Genomic DNA, 20522 nt, shown 5'->3' on the forward strand with positions numbered 1-20522 from the left:
AGGGAAGGTCATGAACACCGCATTGCTGATCATCGATGTCCAGAACGCGCTGTGCTCAGGCGAAGAGGAATGCTTCGACAGCCAGCGCATCATCCGGACCATCAACGAACTGGCGGCCAAAACCCGGGCCCTGGGCTTGACGGTGATCCTGATCCAGCACGAAGAGTTGGAAGGCTCGCTGACGTATGGTTCTGCCGCCTGGCAACTGGCCGACGACCTGCTGACCGCTGCCGATGACCTGCGGGTGCGCAAGACCACCCCCGATGCCTTCTACCAGACCGACCTGCAACCGTTGTTGCAGGCCCGAGGCATCGACCGCCTGGTGGTCTGCGGGTTGCAAACCGACTATTGCGTCAACGCTACCGTGCGCCAAGCCCATGCCCTGGGGTACGACGTGGTTTTGGCGGCCGATGCCCACTCCACGGTGGACAACGGCAGCATGGCGGCTGAGCAGATCATCGCCAATCACAACAACCGATTGGGGCGGCTGAGCAGTGCGGTATCGCGGATCGACGTGGTGCCGGCTGCCGACATCCGCCTCTGACCCCAAGACCGATGACAGCTGACCCTCTGATCACCGCAGCGGCGCGAGCACTGGCGACGGGGGACCCTGTCGCTGCGCTCAATCGCGTCGCGCTGCGCAACGATGCCCCGGCCCTCGCACTTCGCGGCATTGCCATGGCGCAGTTGGGGGATCTGGTTCGGGCCAGGGCCCTGATGCGTCGGGCGGGCGCGGCCTTCGGGCCCAAGGCGGCCGTGGCACGGGCGCGCTGTGTGGTCGCCGAAGGCGAAATCGCCCTGGCGTCCCGTGACCTGGCTTGGCCGATGAAGCGCCTCGACGCCGCGCGGGCGGTGCTCGAAACCCACGACGACCGGGCGAACGTTGCGCACGCCCACACGATCGAAATCCGGCGGCTGCTGTTGATCGGTCGGCTCGACGAGGCCGAACGCAGGCTCGTTGACCTGGAGCTTGCCTGCCTGCCCTTGGCATCACGGGCGGCTTGCGAGTTAGTGGCTGCGGGAATCGCCATGCGACGGTTGCAAACACAGGCCGCCCGCGCCGCCCTCGAACGGGCCGGGCAAGCCGCAGGGCAAGCGGGAATCGGCGCGCTGAGCGCCGAAATTGAAAGCGCCTGGCGGCTACTGCGCACACCCGCCGCGCGGCTGATCGCCCGAGGCCAGGAGCGCTTGCTCCTGCTGGAAGAAGTGCAAGCGCTGTTGGCCGGGTCGGCGTTGGTGGTGGACGCGTGCCGCTATGGGATCAGCGGCGCCGGCATTCAGGTCAGCCTTGCCCGGCGTCCGGTATTGTTCGCCCTGGCGCGAGGGCTGGCTCAAGCCTGGCCTGGCGACGTGCCAAGGGAAACGCTCATGACCCAGGCCTTCGGCTTGAAACTGACGGATGAATCCCATCGCGCCCGGCTGCGGGTCGAGATGGGGCGGTTGCGTGCCACGCTTCGTCCGTTGGCTGACGTGAGGGCAACCCAGCGCGGTTTTACCCTGGTGCCGCGACATGCCGACGAGGTCGTGGTGCTGGCGCGAGTCGTCGAGGAGCCCTACGCAGCGGTGCTGGCATTGCTGGCCGACGGTGAAGCCTGGTCCAGTTCAGCCCTGGCGCTGGCGCTGGACATCAGTCAGCGTAGCGTGCAACGGGCCTTGGAGACACTGGCCGCCGCCGGTAAGGCGCAGTCGTTCGGGCGCGCCAGGGCCCGTCGCTGGTTGGCGCCACCGATGCCTGGATTCGCGACGGTATTGTTACTCACTGCGCTGCCATCGGAGGATTAGGCTGCAGTCACACCCCACTGATGAGGCGAGTGAGATGAAACGTTCAGAGGCACAGATCCTGCGTGAATACGGTCCTTTCCCGGGCGTCGATTGCGTGCATGGCGTGAGCCATGACGGCGAGCGCGTCTGGTTCGCTTCAGGCGACAAGTTGCATGCCCTCGATCCCGTCAGTGGCCAGACCGTGTATTCGCTCGATGTCCCGGCGAATGCGGGCACGGCGTTCGACGGTGAGTATTTATTCCAGATTGCCGGCGACAGCATCCGCAAGATCGATCCACGCACCGGTCAGGTATTGGCGACGATTCCGGCCCCCAACAGCGGTGATGATTCCGGCATGGCGTGGGCCGAAGGATCGCTCTGGGTCGGTCAGTACAAGGCGCGCAAGATACTGCAGATCGATCCCGCCGACGGAAGGGTCCTGCGCACCATCGAATCCAACCGCTTTGTCACGGGCGTGACCTGGGTCGATGGAGAGCTTTGGCACGGCACCTGGGAAAACGACGAGAGCGACCTGCGACGTATCGATCCGCAAACGGCGCAAGTGCTGGAAAGCGTGACGATGCCACCCGGGACCGGTGTGTCGGGGCTGGAGTCCGACGGGGCCGACCGGTTTTTCTGTGGCGGCGGTAGCAGTGGCAAGGTGAGGGCGGTTCGTCGGCCGGCGTGAGAGGCGGTAGATTTGCCATAGCTCCCTGGCCACAAAGGTGTCCGTCACATCACGGCGCACCAAGCACCATCGTCCAGTACACCCCCGCATCACTGCGTGAGTCGCTGGCGGAAGCTGCGCCCATCTGGGTGAACATCGGGTTCATCAGGTTGGCGCAGTGCCCCGGGCTGTCCAGCCAGTCTTGCATGGCCTGGCTCGGCGAGCGTTGACCAGCGGCGATGTTCTCGCCCAGTTTATGTCCGCGAAAGCCGGCGCTCTTGGCGCGATCGGAAGAGGAGCGACCGTCCGGATCGCGATGGGCGAAATAGTTCTCGCGGGCCATCGACCGGCTGTGGCCTTGGGCGGCGGTTCCCAACGCGGCGTTCCAGCTCAGCGGCCGGGCCGCCGCAAAGCGCTGGCGCCCGCACATCCGTGGCTTGGCCCTGGCGGCGTTGACCTGGGCCAGCAGCGACTTGTCCGACGCACCCGCGTCGCTCATCCGTGTGCCAGCCATGGGCTGCGCCAGCACCACGCGCCATTCATCACCGACCCGATTGACACCGATGTCGGCGTACTGGTTGTCCAGCAGCGCTGCGCAATGTTCGTCGGCCAACATGTCGAAGGCTTCTTCGGCGTCCCGCGCATCGGTCAGGCGGATGCTGCGCACAGCCCGGGCTTGATAGCCGGCGTCTTTCAAGGTTTCCCGCAGGCCACCGCGAAAGCCCATCGGCAAGCCCAGGCTCGAACGCAGTACCAGTGGCTGGGTGGCACGCACCGTGCGCCATTCACAGCGGCGCGACTGGCTGCGGAAATCGTTGATGGCGTCCACCAGCTGCCTTTCGCTGCGGGCATGGGCGGGGCTGGTAAACAAGGGAAACAGGGCAAGCAAGCACAGCGAAACGAAACGGCAAGAGCGAACAGGGTGGCGCATGGGGCGAACGGCTCAAGAAGGGGGAGGTGCTTTAGCGCCAGGCTTGGCGCCGATCAGCTGGAAAACCCGTCGCTGCAGATCGGCGGGGTTTTCACGGCTGGGGTAGGACTGTCGGTTTTGAAACAAGTTTCAGGAAGGCGAAGAGTATCTGCGGGCTGGCACAACTGTGTTCAGCGGGTTCAATTCGCCGTTTCAGCCACAGGCACCTTGACCCGTTCGACCTTGCGATAGGTCAGCAGCACGATGCCCGTCACCACAATCGCGCCACCCATCACCTGGCCCGGGTTGAGCATCTGGTCCAGCACCAGCCAGCCGATCAGCAGCGTGGCCAGCGGTTCGATGTTCATCACCGGGGCGTTGCGCGGCATGTCCAGGCGGGGCACGGAAATGAACAGCACAGTGAAGCCGGTGCCGTAGAGCACCACCAGGGTCGCCAGGGCGAACCAACCGGTGCTGCTGGCTGGCAGGTCGAAACCGCCGGGCAGGGCACCGGTCAGGCCGGCGAGGTTGACGCTGCTGAAGACGATGAAGATCGTCAGCAGGCTGCGGACCGAGCCGCGTACCTGGGACAACTTGTGATCGGTGATCCACAGTGCGCAGGCAAAGGCGCAAGCAGCGCAAAGGCCAAACCCACCCCCAGCAGCCATTGCGGGCCGACGCCTTGCCCAGACGATAACCGCGCCGGCACTTCCAGCACGAACACCAGCCCCACCAGGATCATGCCCATCAACGCGGCGGTGCGCGCCGTCGGGCGTGGCCCGCCCAGGGCCCAGGTCAGCAAAGCCAGCAGGATCGGAAACACGTTGCCTACCAACAGCGCCAACGCCACCGGAACCCGCGCCACGGCGGAGTACAGGCACAGGCTCTGGGCGCCGATCAACAGCCCCAGTGCCAATTGCCAGCGCCACGCACCGGGCGGCAGGCGCAGGCTCTGTCGTTGCCAGAGCACCATCGCAGCCAGCACCAGCAGCGTCCCGCCCGAGCGCAGCAAGATCGCCAGCAGCACACCGGCACCGTCATCGAACGCGGCCCGCGCGGCGACGTGGTTCCCGGCGAAGGCACAGCCCATGCATAGCAGGACGAGCACCGCGAGGTGGCGGGGTAACGGCGTGGGGGTGTCAGGTGCAGCGATGGGGCGAGTCATGGCAGGTGTCTCTATGGCGGCCGCCAAGGCAAAAGGTCCTGGATCGGCTGTTTTTAGTTATAGGTTGTCGTACGACTGTAAGGTTTTTACCTCGTGGGGTGCAAGGGACAAGGTCGGCAGGGCTGTACGCTCGGTATTTAGTTGCTTTGGCGTGTATATCCGTTTCTGCGGTAACGGCTACTTAGGGTTCCGCCTTTACGGCGGGTCACTTTCGAAAAGCCAGGAAGCCGGCCCAGTCGAAAGTAACCCGCCGTAACGGCGGAACCGCCAGCCGCCGTTACCGCAGAAAAGGATATACACCCCCAAAAAAACACAGCGGAATATCAAAATGAACAGCATTACGCACATTATCCGGTGCTTTGCTGTACAACAAACCTGGCCGCTGTGTCGTTTACAGCATCGCCCTTCTTGCGGAAAAACTCATGCGCCTGGCCGATTTCATTCTCGACAATATCGAGCCGATTCTTCAGGCGTGGGAAGACTTCGCCAAAACCATCACCCCCGCATCCATTGGCATGGATTCCGTGGCCCTGCGCGACCATGCCGAGCAGATGCTGCGCACCATCGCTGCTGACCTGCGCACCTCGCAAACGCGCAAGGAGGCAATTGCCAAGTCCCACGGGGAGGCCCCGACGGCGGATGCCGAAACCGCCGCCGAAACCCATGCGGTCATCCGCCAGTCCTCGGGTTTCACCGTGGAACAAATGGTCTCCGAATACCGGGCCCTGCGCACCAGCGTGCTCATGCTCTGGATGCCGCACACGCAGCTGGATCACAAACAGGTCATGGACGATCTGATTCGATTCAACGAGGCCGTGGACCAGGCCTTGGCCGAGTCCGTCGTCAGTTACTCGGGGGCGGTGGATGCGTCGCGCAACATCTTTCTCGGGATTCTGGGGCATGACCTGCGCAGCCCCTTGGGCGCGATCCTGCTGAGTTCCGAAGTGCTGCTGCGGGCGGGAGACCTGCCCGCCAAGGCCACCAAGATCACTTCGCGCATCTACACCAGCGTCAAGCGGGCCAACAAGATCGTCGGCGATCTGCTGGATTTCACCCGTACCCAACTCGGCTCGGGCATTCCGGTGCAGCGTTTCAACGGCGATCTGGTGGCCGCCTGCGAAGGCATGGTGGAGGAGGCGCGGGCCTATCACCCGGAAAGCGAAATCCGCTTTGAAACGACCGGTGCCCTGGAGGCGCGGTTTGATCCCGCCCGCATGGAGCAAGTATTTGCCAACCTGATTGGCAACGCCGTCCAGCATGGTGCCGAAGGCACGCCGGTGACTGTTTCGTTGAGCGTGGAAAAGGATATGGCCGTGATTGCGATCAACAACCAGGGCAAGCCTATCGAGAAAGAGGCCATTGCCAACATCTTCAACCCAATGGTCCGAAGTCTGTGCAGCGGTGAAATGCAGTACGGTTCCACGGCTGGGCTCGGACTTGGCCTGCACATCGCTTCGGCGATCGTATCGGCCCATCAGGGCACCATCAAGGTCCACTCGGAGGCGCAAGTCGGCACGACATTTACCGTTCGTATACCGCTGAACCCGGCCTGATCGACTGTCCGCAAGAGCAGATTCACATACTTGTACGATGTCTTATCACGTAGTAAAACTGTCGTCCCGTCCAATAATAATTAACGGAGACGCACCGATGGATGCTTCGCAATCTGCAACCGCCGCCGATCAGGGCCGCCGGGTATTCCTGAAAAAATCCCTGGTGGTCTCGGCCGCTGCCGCCGCCCTTGGCAATCTGCCAGGGCTCGCCCAGGCCGAACCCTTGAGCCAGCGTTACCCGGACCCGCTGATCAATATCCTTGACCCCAGCTTCATGGACTTGCGCATCTTCAACGCCAGCGTGGAGAAACTCGCCACCGGTCTGCGTTGGGCAGAAGGGCCGGTGTGGGTCGGTGACGGTCGTTACCTGCTGGTCAGCGACATTCCAAACAACCGCATCGTGCGCTGGGATGAAATCACCGGCAGCCTGTCGGTGTACCGCGAGAATTCCAACTTCTCCAACGGCATGTGCCGCGATCGCCAGGGCCGGCTGCTGGTGTGCGAAGGCTCCACCACCGCCAGCGAAGGCCGACGCATCACTCGCACCGAGCACAACGGCACTATCACCGTGCTGGCGGACAGTTTCGAAGGCAAGCCGCTGAACTCGCCCAACGACATCGTGTGCAAGCGTGATGGCTCGGTCTGGTTCACCGACCCGCCGTTCCAGACCGGCAACAACTACGAGGGACACAAAGTCACCCCCGCCCAGCCCCACGCGGTGTATCGCATCGACGGCGGAACCGGCAAGGTCAGCCGGGTGATCGACGACCTGGCGGGGCCGAACGGGTTGTGTTTTCCCCGGACGAGAAAATCCTCTACGTGGTCGAAGGCCGGGCCAAGCCCAACCGCTTGATCTGGGCAATCACGGTCAAGGACGATGGCACGCTGGGGGAGCGGCGCAAGCACATCGAAGGCCTGGATTACGCGGCGATCGATGGAATCAAGTGCGACGAGAGCGGCAACCTCTGGTGCGGTTGGGGCGGCAATGGCGACCCCAAGGCCGACCTGGAAAAACTCGACGGTGTGCGAGTGTTCAACCCTGAAGGCAAAGCCATCGGGCACATCTCCCTGCCGGAGCGCTGCCCCAACGTCTGCTTCGGAGGGCGGGAAGGCAATCGGTTGTTCATGGCCGGCAGCCATTCGCTGTATTCGCTGTTCGTGAATACACGGGGGGCGACGTTTGCCTGATTGAGCGGTTCTCCATTGTGGCGAGGATACTGTGGGAGCAAAGCTTGCTCGCGATACAGGCGATGCGGTCTTTCAGAAATCGAGTCGCCTGTATCGCGGGCAAGCCTTGCTCCCACGGCCTAGTCACAAGGGTGTGTTCAGTGAGTATCCTCTGATGGGTTCAGGATTGTCCGCAACTCCATAGCTCCACGGTCGGCTGGCCCTCTGTCGGCGGCCCCAACCAATGGCTCATCGGCCGGCAAGTGCCATCGAAGCACACTTGATAATCGCCGGCCTGCGGCGTACGGCCCAGCCTCAGCGGTTGCAGCGGCGGCATCTGGCGTTGGTAGTGCCAACTGCCATTTTCCAGTCGGGCGTTTTCGGGAATCTCCATGCCCGCGCCATTGCCTCTGACCCTGGCTTCACCCAGGACCAACCCTTGTGCGGTCACGCGATAATCTTCCTCCCAGCGGATCTTTTCGATGGTGTGGTTCCATGCCAGCGTGAAATCGGCAACGGGAAGCTGGGCCCAGACCACGCCGGACAGGCCCAGACACAGCCCGATCACGCCAAGGCCCGTCCGGCACGCCGCGAGCGCCAGATGTGCTGGAAAATCAGCAGCCCACCCAGCACGAAGCCAATCTCGTCGGTCAGCGGCAGGGCCACCACCAGCAACGCGCCAGCCGCAAAACACAACAGGCGCTCCCAGACCGGCATCTTCTGTTGCAGATAGCCGGTGGACGCCATGCCCCAAAGCCCGACGGCCAACAACGTCTTGATCAGCATGTACGCGGTCATCCACAGGTTGTCGCCCTGGAGCATCAGTGCCGGGTTATAGACCGCCATGAACGGAATGACGAAACCGGCGAGGGCGATGCGCACCGCCCAGAAGCTGATCTTCAGGCCACTTTCCCGGGCAATGGGCGCGGCTGCGAAACAGGCCAGCGCCACCGGTGGGGTCAGGTCGGCGAGGATGCCGAAATAGAACACGAACATGTGCGACACGATCAGCGGCACGCCCAGTTCCAGCAGGGCGGGCGCGGCGATCGAGCTGGTGATGATGTAGTTGGGAATGGTCGGGATGCCCATGCCCAGCACCAGGCAAGTGAGCATGGTGAGGATCAGCGACAGCAACAGGTTGTCCCTGCCGATGGCGAGGATGTAGCCGGCAAAAGTGGAGGCCACGCCGGTCAGCGAGACCACGGCGATGATGCTGCCTACCAAGGCGCAGGCGATCCCCACTGGAACGGCATGACGCGCGCCATCTACCAACGCGTGCAGGCAGATGACCAGGGTTTCCCGCGTGCCTTGCATGAACCAGCAGACCACCACCAACACGCCGATCACCGCGAACACGACACCGATGCCCAACCGGAAAAAACCGACGCACAGCAGCCCCAAGGCGATCCAGAAGGCACAGCGCAAAGCATAGTTCGAGACCTTGAGAATGATCGCCGAGCCGAGAATCACGATGGCTGTCAATGCCAGGCCCACCATGCCGGAAAACAGCGGTGTGCGTCCGGAAAACAGCAGGTAGACCAACACCCCGAGCGGGATCAGCAAGTACCAGTTTTCCTTGACCGCGCCCCAGGCGCTGGGGCACTGGTCCTTGGGCAGGCCCTTGAGGTCGGAGCGTTTGGCTTCCAGGTGAACCATCCAGAACACCGAGCCGAAGTACAGGCACGCGGGTATCAATGCGGCCTTGGCGATTTCAACGAACGGCACATTGATGGTTTCGGCCATGATGAAGGCCACCGCGCCCATTACCGGCGGCATGATCTGGCTGCCCATGCTGGAAGTCGCTTCCACACCGCCGGCAAACGCGGCCTTGTAGCCGAAGCGCTTCATCAACGGGATGGTGAATTGCCCGGTGGTGACCACGTTGGCGATGCCTGAGCCGGTGATGGTGCCCATCAGCGCCGATGACACCACCGCCACTTTCGCCGGCCCGCCCAGTTTGTGGCCGAACAGGCCCATGGCGAAATCGGTGAACAGCTTGATCATGCCGGCCTTTTCCAGGAAGGCGCCAAACAGGATGAACAGGAAGATATAGGTGGCCGACACGTAGGTCGGCGTGCCGTACAAGCCTTCGGTGCCGAATGACAGTTGGTTGATGATTTGATCGACGCCATAGCCGCGATGGGCCAAATCCCCCGGCAGGTATTCGCCGAACAGGCCATAGGCCAGGAACAGGCCGCAGATGATCGGCAGCGCGATGCCCATCACCCGCCGGGCGGCTTCGAAGACCAGCACGATCAGGATCACGCCGATGATCATGTCGGCGGTGGTCAGGTCGCCAGAGCGCTGGATCAGGTCGGCTTCGAACACCCATTGATAGAGCGCCGTCGCCACGCTCCCCAGGCTCAGGACCCAGGCCAGGGGCTGCCAGGGACGCTGCTTGCCATAGGCCGGGTAGCTGAGGAACACCACCCACAGCAGGAAGCCGACATGCACCGCCCGCAGCACGATGCTGGAGACTGGAGAAAACGCGGCGGTGACGATCTGGAACACTGAAAACAGCAAGGCCACGTAAAACAGTGTCTTGGGCCAGTCCCGCGGGTCCGTGGCGATGCCGTGCTGGTCTTCACTCATGAGGTGCCTGCCTTCTGTTCACATTCAAGGGGCGAAAACACGATGCATCAACGGCGACGGGCGCCGTTGATGCGTAGGGTGTTACAGCGCGCCCACTTCCTTGTAGTAGCGCTCGGCACCGGGGTGGAGTGCGATCGGCAGGTTTTTCGCGGCGTTTTTCAAGGTGATGTCCTTGGCCGCCGAATGGGAAGTGCCCAGGCGAGTGAGGTTCTCGAAGAGCAGCTTGGTCATCTGGTACGCCACCTCATCCGGCACGTCCTCGCGGGTGACCAGGATGTTGGTGATGGCCACGGTCGGTACGGCGTCGGTCTGGCCGTCGTAGGTGTTGGCCGGAATCATTGCGCTTTGATAGGCCGGGTTAGCGATTTTCTCCACCACATCGGTGGGCACCGATACATAGCTCAGCGCCATGGTCGAGGCCAGGTCACGAATGGCCGCCATCCCCAGGCCGGAGGACTGCAGTGTGGCATCCAGTTGGCGGTTCTTGATCAAGTCCACCGACTCGGCGAACGGCAAGTACTGGACCTTCATGTCCTGGTAGGTCAGCCCTGCGGCCTTGAAGATCGCCCGGGCATTGAGTTCGGTGCCGGATTTTGCCGCGCCGACGGAAACGGTCTTGCCCTTGAGGTCGGCCAATGTCTTGATGCCGGACTCCTGGCTGGCGACGATCTGGATGTAATTGGGATAGGCGCCAGCGATGGCGCGCAGTTTGGTCAACGGTGCCTTGAAACCGGCGTCTTCCACACCGTTCCTGGCATCCGCCACCGAGTCGCCCAGGGCCAGGGCCAGCTCGCCACGACCGGCTTGCAGCAGGTTGAGGTTTTCCACCGATGCCTTGGTGGCTTGCACCGATGTCTTGGCGTCCTGGATACCACTGCTGTAGATCTGCGACAGCCCGACCCCGATCGGGTAATAAACCCCACTGGTGCCCCCCGTCAGGATGTTGATATACACCGGGGCTGCCTGGGCCGTGGTGCTGACCACCAGGGCTGCCGCGGCGGCCAGGAGGGTGAAGCGCTTGTTGACTCGCATGGGGACCTCTCCGTCTTGTTATGGCTGTATGCAGAGTCTTTCCACTGTAGTTCAAACGGGGGCGGTGGCGAGTCGAGCCGTGGTCAGGAGGTTTTTGTGGTTATGCCAGGGGCGCCGTACTGCCTCGCACCGTCAACTCAAACGGCAACACCACATGCCGTTGGGCAATCGGCTTTTTCTCGATCAGGGCAATCAGCATCTCTACCGCTTTTTGACCAAACGCTTCGGCAGGTTGCGCAATGGTGGTCAGGGGCGGGTCGCAATAGGCGGCGAACGGGATGTCGTCAAACCCCACCAGGGAAATATCCTCGGGCACCCGCAGGCCCATTTGCTTGATGCGCCTGAGTGCGCCGATGGCCATCTCGTCGTTTTCACAGAACAACGCACTGGGCCGGTCGACCAGCGCCAACATCGCGCCGGCGCCGTCATCTCCGGCCTTCAAGGTGAAGTCGCCATGGCAGATCAGGCTTGGGTCGACGGCGATACCGGCCTGGCTCAGGGCATCCTGGTAGCCGGCCACGCGGTCCAGGGTCAAGGGGCTGCTGCGCGGTCCCTTGATGATGCCGATGCGGCGATGGCCGAGGCCGATCAGGTGCTCGGTCATGGCCTGGGCGGCGGCCCGGTTGTCGAGGCTGATGGTTGGGTAGGGGGCGTTCTTGACCACTTCGCAGGCGTTGACCAGCGGCAGGCTTTCAGCGCCTGCGGGCATCGATTCGAAAGGATCGCTGGCGCGCAACTGGATCACCCCGTCGGCCTGGTGGGCGTAGACCAGCGCGGCGAATTCCCGCTCGATCTGCGCGCGGCCCTGGGTGTCGCACAGCAGCAATCGATAACCCGCCGCCTGCGCGGCCTGCTGCGCGCCGCTGATGACCCGGGCGAAAAACGTGTTGGCGATGGTCGGCACCAGGATCACCAGGTTGCCGGTGCGCCGGGAGCGAAATTGCACCGCCATCAGGTTGGGTCGATAGCCGGCCTGTTCCACCGCCGCGTTGACCTTGTCCCGCGTCTCGGGAAGCACCCGTTCGGGCGATTTCAGGGTTCTGGACACCGTGGCCACCGACACACCGGCCAGCCGGGCCACTTCACGAATGTTGGACAAAATCACCTCGGGGGGCAGGGGCTACGGTTGGGGAGCTTACCGCAGGTTGAGCGCCTCACAAATGTTCATGCGTGACCTCGTGGGGTTTGACACGCAGGAAAACTGAGCCTAGATTTCCGCCATGATGTAACCGGTTACATCATCATCCTCACAGGAAGACAATCGCGATGAATCCTGTAGCACCGAAAATAAGAATGGGCTTCGTCGGCGGTGGAGAGGGCGCGTTCATCGGCCAGGCCCACCGTCAGGCCGCGGGCCTGGACGGCGGTTTCGAACTGGTCTGCGGCGCATTCAGCCGCGATCCTCACAACACTCGGCAGACCGGCGCGGCCCTGGGCCTGCCAGCGTCCCGTTGCTACCACGACTGGCAGCAGATGCTCGACACCGAAGCGCTGCTGCCTCTGGATCAGCGCATGGAACTGCTGGTGATCGTCACGCCCAATCACCTCCATGCGCCTATCGCCAGCCAGGCCTTGAAAGCCGGTTTCCATGTGTTCAGCGAGAAACCCGCCGCGCTGGACCTCAACGAGTTGCTGGCCCTCAGGGAAGTGCTGCAAGGCAGCCGTTGCCTCTACGGCCTGGCCCACACCTACCTGGGCTATCCCATGGTTTGGCAGGCCCGGGAGATGGTGCGTTCGGGCGAGATCGGTCAGGTGCGCAAAGTGCTGGTCGAGTACCCCCAAGGCTGGCTCAGCCAGGATGTCGCCGCTCAGGGCAATAAACAGGCGGAGTGGCGTGACGACCCCGGGCAGTCAGGCCTGGGCGGATGCATCGGCGACATCGGCACCCACGCGTTTTCCCTGGCCGAGTTCGTCGCAGACCAGCCTATCCAACAGCTATGCGCCGTCTTGGGTACGCACATCCCGGGCCGACAATTGGATGACGACGCCGCGATGCTGTTCAAGATGGCGAGCGGTGCCAGCGGCGCGTTGATCGCAAGCCAGGTCTGCACCGGTGAAGAGAACCCGCTGAAGATTCGCGTCTACGGCGACAAGGGCGCCTTGGAGTGGCGCCAGGAAGAACCGGCGAGCCTGATCCATCGCGCCTTTGACCAACCCCTGCGCATCTTGCGTAGCGGTGTCGGCCAGCCGTGGTTGTGCGCGGCGGCCACGCGGCGCATGCGCCTGCCGGCCGGGCATCCCGAGGGCTACCTGGAGGCCATGGCCAACCTCTACGGCGATTTCGCCCAGGCCATTCGCAACCATGTCGAAGGCCCTGACGTCCCTGGCGTACCCGGCATCGAGACCGGTTTGCGTGGCATGGCATTCATCGAGGCCGCCATCCTCAATCACCGTGGCGAGGCGAAATGGACCGCCGTGCAGACCGGAGCATCCCTGTTGTGAATACCCTCGACAAGACACCGAGCGGCCTGCGTGGCCCAGGCATTTTCCTGGCGCAATTCATGTCCGCCGAAGCGCCGTTCGACACCCTGGCCAACATCGCCCAGTGGGCGGCGTCGCAAGGCTACAAGGCCATTCAACTACCGACGTCGGGCCCGCAATACATCGACCTGGCCCGGGCCGCCGAGAGCCAGGATTATTGCGACGAGCTCAAGGCCACCTGTGCCCAGGCCGGTGTCGAGATCAGCGAGTTATCGACGCACCTGCAAGGCCAGTTGGTGGCGGTGCACCCGGCGTTCGACGCGCTGTTCGACGACTTCGCCCCGGCCCATCTGCGCGGCCAGCCCCAGGCGCGGACCGAGTGGGCGATCGAACAACTCAAGCTGGCCGCCCGCGCCAGCCAGCGGTTGGGGCTGAAGGCTCATGCAACGTTTTCCGGCGCGCTGCTGTGGCCGTATCTCTACCCATGGCCGCAACGTCCGGCAGGCCTGGTGGAGCAAGGGTTCGCCGAACTGGCCCGGCGCTGGTTGCCGATTCTCGACTGCTTCGACGCGGCGGGGGTGGACCTGTGCTACGAAATCCACCCCGGCGAAGACCTCCACGACGGGGCCTCGTTCGAGCGCTTCCTGGAGGCCGTCGATCATCACCCGCGGGCGGCGATCCTCTATGACCCCAGCCATCTGCTGCTGCAACAGATGGACTACCTGGGTTTCATCGATCGCTACCACGCGCGCATCCGCATGTTCCACGTCAAGGACGCCGAGTTCCGCCCCGACGCCCGTTCCGGGGTGTACGGCGGTTACCAGGGCTGGGTCGAACGGCCCGGGCGGTTCCGTTCGTTGGGCGATGGCCAGATCGATTTCAAATCGATCTTCAGCAAATTGACCCAATACGATTTCAGCGGTTGGGCGGTCTTGGAATGGGAGTGTTGCCTGAAGGATTCGCAACAGGGTGCGGCAGAAGGTGCTGCGTTCATCCAGCGGCACATGATCAGCAAGACGCGCAAGGCTTTCGACGATTTTGCTGGTGTAACGGCGGATGAATACTCCAACCGGCGGTTGCTGGGCCTGTTGAGGTAGCCGGCCCAACCCAAAAACCCGTGGCGAGGAAACCCAGTGTGGGAGCAAGGCTTGCCCGCGATGAACGAAAACGCGGTTCAACGGTTAGACCGTGGCGCGGCCATCGCGGGCAAGCCTTGCTCCCACAGTGGAGGTAAATCCCTTTGCAACAAAAGCGGTGCGTTTTTTCTTTCTTCACAAGAACAACAATAAAACGGTGACTGTCATGACCACGATGAACGCACGCCTCAGCGTGATGATGTTCCTGCAGTTCTTTATCTGGGGTGGCTGGTTCGTCACCCTGGGGACTTTTCTCTCCAGCACGCTGGGCGCCAGCGGCGGGCAGATCGGCATGGCGTTTTCCACTCAGTCGTGGGGGGCGATCATTGCGCCGTTTGTCATCGGCCTGATCGCCGACCGCTACTTCAATGCCGAACGGATCCTGGCGGTGTTGCACCTGCTGGGCGCGGCGTTGCTGTATCAGCTGTATTCGGCGGCGGACTTCAGCGTGTTCTACCCGTATGTGCTGGCGTACATGGTGGTCTACATGCCGACGCTGGCCCTGGTCAATTCCGTGGCGTTCCGGCAAATGCGCGACCCGGCGCTGGAGTTCTCGCGCATCCGGGTGTGGGGCACGATTGGCTGGATCGTCGCGGGTGTGGTGATCAGTTTTGTATTCGCCTGGGATTCGCGTGAAGCGATCTCTGCAGGCGGTTTGCGCAATACCTTCCTGATGGCGGCCATCGCTTCCCTGGTCCTGGGGCTCTACAGTTTCACGCTGCCGGCCACGGCGCCGTTCCAAGAGCAGGCGAGCGGTGGCGGCATCAAGCAGTTGTTGGGCTTGGATGCATTGGGTCTGTTGAAGGACCGCAGCTACCTGGTGTTCTTCATCGCCTCGATCCTGATCTGCATTCCCTTGGCCTTTTATTACCAGAATGCCAACCCGTTCCTGGCCGAAACCGGCATGACCAACCCGACGGCGAAGATGGCCATCGGGCAGGTCTCGGAAGTGTTGTTCATGTTGCTGTTGCCGCTGTTCATCCTACGCTTCGGCATCAAGCTGGCGCTGTTGGTGGGCATGTTGGCGTGGGCGCTGCGCTACCTGTTGTTCGCCTACGGCAATAACGGCGACCTGGCGTTCATGCTGTTCACCGGCATTGCCCTGCACGGCATCTGTTATGACTTCTTTTTTGTCTCGGGGCAGATCTACACCGATGCCAAGGCGCCGAAGCATTTGCGCAGTTCGGCCCAGGGCCTGATTACCCTGGCGACCTATGGCGTGGGGATGCTGATCGGCTTCTGGGTCGCGGGGCAGGTGACCGATCACTTTGTCCTGGAGGGCGGCCACGATTGGAAAAGCATCTGGCTGTTCCCGGCCGGTTTCGCGTTGCTGGTGTTCGCCTGTTTCCTGTTTTCCTTCAGCGGCCGGCAGGCGGTTAGCGCGCCATCAAAGGCCTGAAGCACAAGCAGGGCTGGGCGTCAGTCATTTGTGGCTGACGTCCAGTTTGGTGTAGGTCACTTTTCCGCCTTCGTTGGAATAGCCTTTGTTGTCCAAGGTGTAGACGCCGGCCTTGAAATAGAAGTCGTAGCCTTGCCAGGACTTGTCCAGCTTCACCTGTTTGCCACTGTTACCGATCAGCACCGAGAGCTGGCCTTGCTTGTCCATTTGCAGAGTGTACGAGAACGATTTGTTCAACGGCACCTTGGGCACGGTGTAGATCACCGGGCTCTTTTTTTCCTTGGGCTTGACCCGGTATTCCACGTCGATATTGCCGGTACCCTTTTCGTAGCGGTACACCAGTTTCAACAACGGCGTCGGCGCATCCTTGGCGTGAATCTGCGCCACTACCACGCGGCCTTCGGAAGGCACCTGGTTCACCGACAGCTCGCCCTTGAGGGTGTTGGTGCCGCTGTTGTAGCGCCAGTTGCGGTGTTTCCCGTCCCTGCTGGTTTCCCGCAGTTCGGAACGCGGGTATTTGCTGTTACCGGTATGGGAGCCGGTGACGGGCGCCCAGAAGATGATCCTCTGGCCGTTATTGTCGAAATACTTGTTTTTCAAGGTCGGCATGGCTTTGGTCGCCACGACCTGCGCCGGCGTTTGCACCGGCAGGGTTACGCTCCAGACAGTCACGTCAATCATGATAAAACCCCTCCAACGGGACCGGCCGTTACCTATCGGCCGTCAAGGCAAGAACTGCCTTCCGTGGCGCAGTTTTCATGTTATCGACGAGGGCCTGCTTCGCTGGAGGCGCAACTGACGGATGGCTCTGCGATGAGCCTTCCAGGCGCTGAATAGGGCGGATTATCGTATGTCAATTTGTTGCTGATCGGTTAGAGTACGCGCCGCCCGAGAGACGGATCCCGGGCGTTTTCTCATGGAGTATTCAATGAATCACATCAGCAAAGTTGTCGCCTGCGCACTGTTCGGCCTGGCCCTGGCGGGTTGCACCGGCACCCCGATGAAAACCCAGCAATACGACAGCAGCCAATACACCGTTGTCGGCCACAGCGAAGCCAAGGCCACCGGCCTGCTGCTGTTCGGCGTGATCCCGATTCGCCAGAACAACCGTTTCGTGCGTGCCCAGGACGCGGCGATCAAGGCCAAGGGCGGCGACGCCATGATCAACACCCAAGTCCAGGAAAACTGGTTCTGGGCCTGGGTCCTGACCGGCTACACCACCTCGGTGTCTGGTGATGTGGTCAAGCTGAAAAACGTTCAGTAACACCGTTGTTTTGATCGTTCCCACGCGGGAGCCTGGGAACGATCAATATTCCTGTTAGCGTCCTCCCACCACCATATGACTGAACGGCGCCACATACGCCTGCAACGTCACCAGCCCGCCCACCAGAATCGCTAGCACCACCGAGTGGAAAAACACGTAGCGCAGGATCTCGCCTTCGTGACCGTACCAACGGGTGGCGGTGGAGGCGACCACGATCGACTGGGCGTCGACCATCTTGCCCATGACCCCGCCGGAACTGTTGGCCGCAGCCATCAACACCGGGCTGATCCCCAACTGTTCCGCTGTCACCCGTTGCAAACCACCGAACAGCACATTGGACGCCGTGTCCGAACCGGTCAGCGCCACGCCGAGCCAGCCCAGCAAGGTGCCGAACATGGGGTAGAAAATGCCCGTAGCGGCGAAGGCCAGGCCCATGGTCGCGTCCAGGCCTGAGTAGCGCGTGAGAAACCCCAGGGCCAGCATCGCCACGATGGTAATCAGCGAGTAGCGCACCACCCAGAGCGTTCGCAGGTAGTGGTGCAGCAGTTGCGGGATGGAATAGCCCATCAGCAAGCCACCGAGAATCGCCGCCAGGAAGATGCCGCTGCCGGTGGCGGTGAACCAGTTGAACTTGTAGACCGCTTCCTCGGTTTTAGGCTGGGGCACCACGGGCGGGACTTTTTCGATCTGCTGGTGGATGGTGCCGAAGGTCACCAGGGGCGAGAAGATCGGGTTGGCCTCACGCATCGGCTTGCCTTGGGGGTCGAGCTTGGCCGATTGGGTCTGCGGGTCCAGCGCCGGGCGGGTATCGAACAGGTTCTTGAAACTCTGGGTGCCCCAGGCGAACACGAAGACTGTAAGGATGATCCATGGCATCCAGGCCCGCAGCACAGCCGGTCGCGCATCACTGGAAAAGGTGGCGCTGGCCTGCGGTTTTTCATCTTCGCTGGCGTCGATTTTCGAATCATCGACCCGTCCCGACAACGCTGCGGACGTGTGCACCGTGGCCGGTTTCCAGACCTTTAGAAAACCGGTGAGGCAGGCCATGGAAATCAGCGCGGCAATCACATCCACCAGCATCGGCCCGTGGTAGTTCGACACCAGGAACTGCGGGATGGCGAAGCTGACACCGGCCACCAGAATCGCCGGCCAGATCTCCAGCATCTTGCGCCACCCGGCAAACGCCCAGATCAACCAGAACGGCACGATCACCGAAAAAAACGGTAACTGCCGACCGACCATCATCGACAACTCCATTTCATCCAGCCCGGTAACCTTGGCCAGGGTGATGATCGGCGTACCCAGGGCGCCGAACGCCACGGGCGCGGTGTTGGCGATCAGCGCCAGGCCCGAGGCGGCCAAGGGGGAGAAGCCCAGCCCGATCAGGATCGCCCCGGTCACCGCCACCGGCGTGCCGAAACCCGCCGCGCCTTCGAAGAACGCACCGAAGCAAAACGCGATCAGCAGCAATTGCAGGCGTCGGTCGTCGGTAATGCGTGCGAGGGAATCCTGCAAGACCTTGAACGAGCCATTCTCGGTGGTCAGCCGGTGCAGGAAAATGATGTTGAGGACGATCCAGCCAATGGGCAGCAGCCCGTTGGCCGCGCCGTAAAGTGCCGCCGAACCGGCCATGCCGGCGGGCATGCCGAAGGCGAAGATCGCGATCAGCAAGGCCGAGGCCAGGGCCATCAACGCCGCCAGGTGTGCCTTGACATGAAAGAACGCCAGGGACGCCAGCATCACCACCACGGGAACCGCCGCCAGGAGCGTCGACAGCACCGCATTACCGAAGGGATCGTAGACTTGTTGCCAGACCATGTTCCACCTCTGCTTTTTATTGTTGGAAGTGCAGGCCCCGGGGGGATTGGCAAAGAAGTATAGGCGGGGATTGGGGGAGGGGATTGGTCCAGGGAATAGCCAGGCATACTCCAGTCGATCGTTCCCACGCTCCGCGTGGGAATGCCGCCAGGGACGCTCCGCGTTCCGATTCTGGGATGTGACGCAGAGCGTCACGGGATGCATTTCCACGCGGAGCGTGGGAACGATCAGGTTGCGGGAGCTGCGGAAGATCGTTCCTCACGCTCCGCGTTCCGCTTCTAGGCAGTGGGCTCGCTCAGCCCTTCGCCGCCATCGCTGTCACTTCCACTTTCATTCCTTCAACCGCCAGCGCCGCCACGCCCACGGCGGCGCGAACCGGCCAGGGTTTGGCGAAGAAGCGTTTGTAGACCTCGTTGAAAGCGGCGCGGTCAGCCATGTCGGTCAGGTAGATGGTCAGGTGCAGGACCCGATCCATGGAGCTGCCGGCGCCCTCCAGGGCGGTCTTGAGGGCTTGCAGCGTGCATTCGCTCTGCCGGGTGATGTCGCCCAGTTCCAGGCTGCCGTCGGCGTGGGTGGGGATTTGCGTGGAAACCAGCAGGCCGCCGAAACCGGCGACGTCGGAGGAAATGGAGTCCGCATCCGGATCTGGAATAAACGTAATGTCTGGGTTGCTCATGCAAAGCCTCATGCTGGAAAAGAAAAAGACCGCCGCAGTCTACCGTCCATTGCTGCGCCGTTCCTGCATTCCTTTATCCGTGCGCTCCCAGCCCGTTGTTTTGCACCAGCGCCTGGATGTAGGCCTCAAGCGTCGTGGTGCCGTGCAAGGCGTCGTCGCCCACGTCGAAGCCGCTGTCGAGGCTGACGGCGCTCATGCGCGCATAGGATTGCGCCGCAGCGAGGCTGAAGCCGAGGCTTTGGAAGGTGCTTTCCCATTGGTCCCTGGGTATCACGTGCACCTCGACCGGCCGGCCGAGCGCCTGGGAAAATGCCTGCGCCACATCGTTGGGCGAGTACAGGCGAGGTCCCTGCACGTTACGCACGCCAATGTCATCAACCGACGATAGCAACCGCGCGGCCGCCATTTCGCCCAGGTCCCGGGGCGCAACCATGGGGAAGGCCAGGTCGGCTGGAAACAGCGTGGGCAGCTTGCCGGTCTCGCGCACGGTATCGAGCAGGCTGTCCCAGTTGCTCATGTAATAAGCCCCGCGATTGATCGCCGCCGGGATCGACTGGCTGCTCAGCCCTTCTTCCAATTCCCACAAGACGCTGAGATCGCCGATACGCTCGCCAGGCTGGGCGCCGGCGGTGGATTGCACGACGATTTTCTCAAGGCCCGATCCGTCGAGGGCAGCCAGGATGTTGGCGACCGTGCGCCGTTCCACCGCATCGGTATCGGTACTGGGAGCCGCCGGCGGGTTGAGAATGAACGCCCTGCGCCCGAGCCGAAAGGCGGCGCGCAACGACTCGACGTTTTCGGCGTCCGCTTCGACGATTTGAGCGCCCCTGGCGTGCCATTCGGTGGCGTGGGTGGCGTTGCGGGTCAAGATAGTCACGGCATGCCCTGGCGCCAGCAAGGCTCGGGCCGTGGCCGAACCAACGTGGCCTGTGGCGCCCATGATCACGTACATGGCTTTATC

17 protein-coding genes and 2 pseudogenes are annotated in these 20522 nt (G+C 62.5%); 9 read left to right on the forward strand and 10 right to left on the reverse strand.

Translation table 11 applies throughout. The annotated features are described in order from the left end of the window. The first annotated feature begins 10 nt into the window (after positions 1 to 10). From AB4O22_RS07595 to AB4O22_RS07605, 3 genes are read left to right on the forward strand one after another with little or no spacing between them, the layout of a single operon-like run. Positions 11 to 544: a cysteine hydrolase family protein gene (locus tag AB4O22_RS07595; protein WP_003203296.1), complete on the forward strand. Its 534-nt coding sequence runs from the start codon at positions 11 to 13 to the stop codon at positions 542 to 544. A gap of 11 nt (positions 545 to 555) precedes the next feature. Then, positions 556 to 1782, forward strand: a complete 1227-nt coding sequence (locus AB4O22_RS07600) for a helix-turn-helix domain-containing protein (RefSeq protein WP_460096064.1) — start codon at positions 556 to 558, stop codon at positions 1780 to 1782. A 34-nt stretch (positions 1783 to 1816) separates the two neighbouring features. Beyond that, a complete protein-coding gene (locus AB4O22_RS07605) occupies positions 1817 to 2449 on the forward strand; it encodes a Vgb family protein (protein WP_460096065.1) in 633 nt (210 codons plus the stop codon). 49 nt (positions 2450 to 2498) lie between these two features. On the opposite strand, the gene AB4O22_RS07610 is transcribed toward AB4O22_RS07605, so the two are convergent. Then, the gene (locus tag AB4O22_RS07610) at positions 2499 to 3359 is read right to left on the reverse strand and encodes a CAP domain-containing protein (RefSeq protein ID WP_460096066.1); all 861 of its coding nucleotides are present in this window, start codon (positions 3357 to 3359) and stop codon (positions 2499 to 2501) included. A gap of 179 nt (positions 3360 to 3538) precedes the next feature. Continuing rightward, positions 3539 to 4503, reverse strand: a pseudogene (locus AB4O22_RS07615) (EamA family transporter). Between the two features lie 422 nt (positions 4504 to 4925). Between AB4O22_RS07615 and AB4O22_RS07620 the strand changes: the two are divergent. Beyond that, positions 4926 to 6056 (forward strand): sensor histidine kinase, encoded by a 1131-nt coding sequence (locus tag AB4O22_RS07620; RefSeq protein ID WP_003203281.1) that lies wholly within the window; start codon positions 4926 to 4928, stop codon positions 6054 to 6056. A 97-nt stretch (positions 6057 to 6153) separates the two neighbouring features. Then, positions 6154 to 7244: pseudogene (locus tag AB4O22_RS07625) on the forward strand (SMP-30/gluconolactonase/LRE family protein). A 160-nt stretch (positions 7245 to 7404) separates the two neighbouring features. Here AB4O22_RS07625 and AB4O22_RS07630 read toward each other — a convergent pair. The 4 genes from AB4O22_RS07630 to AB4O22_RS07645 form a co-directional block, all read right to left on the reverse strand. Continuing rightward, positions 7405 to 7791, reverse strand: coding sequence for a DUF1850 domain-containing protein (locus AB4O22_RS07630; RefSeq protein WP_027912007.1), 387 nt, complete (start codon positions 7789 to 7791; stop codon positions 7405 to 7407). After that, positions 7788 to 9815, reverse strand: coding sequence for a TRAP transporter permease (locus AB4O22_RS07635; RefSeq protein ID WP_003203272.1), 2028 nt, complete (start codon positions 9813 to 9815; stop codon positions 7788 to 7790). Before AB4O22_RS07635 ends, AB4O22_RS07630 begins: the two co-directional genes overlap by 4 nt. An 81-nt stretch (positions 9816 to 9896) precedes the next feature. Continuing rightward, on the reverse strand, positions 9897 to 10847 hold the full coding sequence (locus AB4O22_RS07640) for a TAXI family TRAP transporter solute-binding subunit (protein ID WP_003203270.1): 951 nt from the start codon (positions 10845 to 10847) through the stop codon (positions 9897 to 9899). Between the two features lie 100 nt (positions 10848 to 10947). Continuing rightward, a complete protein-coding gene (locus AB4O22_RS07645) occupies positions 10948 to 11946 on the reverse strand; it encodes a LacI family DNA-binding transcriptional regulator (protein ID WP_460096069.1) in 999 nt (332 codons plus the stop codon). 167 nt (positions 11947 to 12113) lie between these two features. Between AB4O22_RS07645 and AB4O22_RS07650 the strand changes: the two genes are divergently transcribed. From AB4O22_RS07650 to AB4O22_RS07660, 3 genes are all read left to right on the forward strand, one after another. Next, the gene (locus AB4O22_RS07650; protein ID WP_460096070.1) at positions 12114 to 13289 is read left to right on the forward strand and encodes a Gfo/Idh/MocA family protein; all 1176 of its coding nucleotides are present in this window, start codon (positions 12114 to 12116) and stop codon (positions 13287 to 13289) included. Continuing rightward, positions 13253 to 14365: a sugar phosphate isomerase/epimerase family protein gene (locus AB4O22_RS07655; RefSeq protein WP_460096071.1), complete on the forward strand. Its 1113-nt coding sequence runs from the start codon at positions 13253 to 13255 to the stop codon at positions 14363 to 14365. The genes AB4O22_RS07650 and AB4O22_RS07655 overlap by 37 nt, the downstream gene beginning before the upstream one ends. Positions 14366 to 14570: 205 nt before the next feature. After that, positions 14571 to 15803 carry a nucleoside permease gene (locus AB4O22_RS07660; RefSeq protein WP_460096072.1) on the forward strand — a complete coding sequence of 411 codons (1233 nt, stop codon included), beginning with the start codon at positions 14571 to 14573 and terminating at the stop codon, positions 15801 to 15803. Between the two features lie 24 nt (positions 15804 to 15827). Here the strand turns inward: AB4O22_RS07660 and AB4O22_RS07665 are convergent, their stop codons facing one another. After that, a complete protein-coding gene (locus AB4O22_RS07665; protein ID WP_460096074.1) occupies positions 15828 to 16484 on the reverse strand; it encodes a polysaccharide lyase family 7 protein in 657 nt (218 codons plus the stop codon). A gap of 247 nt (positions 16485 to 16731) precedes the next feature. Here AB4O22_RS07665 and AB4O22_RS07670 point away from each other — a divergent pair, with 247 nt between their 5' ends. Continuing rightward, complete coding sequence (locus AB4O22_RS07670) at positions 16732 to 17067, forward strand: hypothetical protein (RefSeq protein WP_003203257.1); 336 nt, start codon at positions 16732 to 16734, stop codon at positions 17065 to 17067. Positions 17068 to 17121: 54 nt separating this feature from the next. Here the strand turns inward: AB4O22_RS07670 and AB4O22_RS07675 are convergent, their stop codons facing one another. The 3 genes from AB4O22_RS07675 to AB4O22_RS07685 form a co-directional block, all read right to left on the reverse strand. Beyond that, positions 17122 to 18885, reverse strand: coding sequence for an L-lactate permease (locus AB4O22_RS07675; protein WP_003203255.1), 1764 nt, complete (start codon positions 18883 to 18885; stop codon positions 17122 to 17124). Between the two features lie 295 nt (positions 18886 to 19180). Further along, positions 19181 to 19561, reverse strand: coding sequence for a RidA family protein (locus AB4O22_RS07680; RefSeq protein ID WP_013693688.1), 381 nt, complete (start codon positions 19559 to 19561; stop codon positions 19181 to 19183). A 73-nt stretch (positions 19562 to 19634) separates the two neighbouring features. Next, complete coding sequence (locus AB4O22_RS07685; protein ID WP_223471648.1) at positions 19635 to 20513, reverse strand: NmrA family NAD(P)-binding protein; 879 nt, start codon at positions 20511 to 20513, stop codon at positions 19635 to 19637. Between the last annotated feature and the right edge of the window lie 9 nt (positions 20514 to 20522).

Source organism: Pseudomonas sp. S3_B11 (genome assembly GCF_054667715.1).